The sequence below is a fragment of the Acetobacter malorum genome (genome assembly GCF_001580615.1).
Classification (GTDB): domain Bacteria; phylum Pseudomonadota; class Alphaproteobacteria; order Acetobacterales; family Acetobacteraceae; genus Acetobacter; species Acetobacter malorum.
This window is the reverse complement of record NZ_LHZC01000011.1, coordinates 1-1,295: the sequence shown is the minus strand read 5'-3', so window position 1 is coordinate 1,295 and position 1,295 is coordinate 1. Positions and strand designations below refer to the sequence as shown.

Genomic DNA, 1,295 nt, shown 5'->3' with positions numbered 1-1,295 from the left:
TGCCCCGGGTTTTGTGGAGACAGAACGACCCGAGAGGTAAGAAGGATTCATGAGCAACAAATCGAAGCGTTTTCCACCTGAGTTTCGTGAACGTGCAGCCCGCATGGTTCTGGAGGAAGAGAAGAACCATCCATCACGCTGGTCCGCAGTGATGATGATAGCGCCAAAGCTGGATATTCATCCAGACACGCTGTCAAAATGGGCCCGTCTGCATGAACGTGCCAATGCGCCTGCGGTAAGTGATCTTCCTGATCGGGAGAAGATCAGGCAACTGGAGCGAGAGAACCGCGAATTGCGGCAGGCCAATGAAATCCTGCGCAAGGCGTCGGCATATTTTGCCCAGGCGGAACTCGACCGCATCTTCAAGCCATGACACGCTTCATTGAGGAGCACCGGCAGACATATGGTGTCGGGTCAATCTGCAAGATCCTGCCGATTGCACCATCTGCCTATTATGCAACTGTTGCCAGACAGAAAAATCCGTGTGTGCGCAGCCAGAAAGACAAAGAGCTGTGCGATGACATCCGTAGAGTGTGGAATGATAATTTCTGCGTCTATGGAGCGCGCAAGGTCTGGCATCAGCTCAAACGTGAAGGCCTGGATGTCGCCCGCTGCACGGTAGAGCGGCTGATGCGCCGGATGGGGCTGAAAGGCGTCATTCGTGGCAAGGGGGTCAGAACCACACGCCCCGATCCGGCACGGCCCTGTCCACAGGATCTGGTGCAACGCCAGTTTCATGCACCAGCCCCCAACAGATTCTGGGTTTCGGATTTTACTTACGTTTCCACCTGGCAGGGCTTTGTTTATGTGGCCTTCATCATTGATGTATTCGCACGGGTTATTGTGGGCTGGCGCGTCTCCTCAACGGCCCATACCGACTTCGTGCTGGATGCCCTCGAGCAGGCTCTGTGCCAGAGGCAGCCTGAGGGAAAAGTGACCCACCATTCCGACCGCGGCTGTCAATATGTGTCCATTCGCTACACGCAAAGACTGGCTGAAGCGGGCCTTGTTGCTTCTGTAGGCAGTGTTGGGGATTCCTATGATAACGCCCTGGCGAAGACCATTAACGGGCTTTACAAAACCGAACTCATCTATCGGCAAGGACCATGGAAAAACAGGGACGCTGTTGAGCTGGCAACGCTTAAATGGGTCGACTGGTTCAACAATCGGCGGCTCCTGTCCTCCATTGGAAACATCTCCCCAGCAGAAGCTGAGGCCCGCTTTCATGCACAACAGAAATCACATGCATTAGCCGCTTAAATCAGATAAAAAACGTCTCCACAAAACCCGGGGCA

1 protein-coding gene and 1 other annotated feature are annotated in these 1,295 nt (G+C 54.3%); the gene reads left to right on the top strand.

Annotated features, from left to right (window positions below; genetic code table 11):
* Positions 1-49: 49 nt before the first annotated feature.
* A protein-coding gene (locus AD930_RS00065; protein WP_156476767.1) for an IS3 family transposase occupies positions 50-1,260 on the top strand; the annotation gives its coding sequence in 2 pieces (ribosomal slippage) (positions 50-335 and positions 335-1,260; 1,212 coding nt in all).
* Positions 328-444, top strand: a sequence feature (AL1L pseudoknot). (Overlaps the previous gene by 117 nt.)
* Positions 1,261-1,295: the final 35 nt, after the last annotated feature.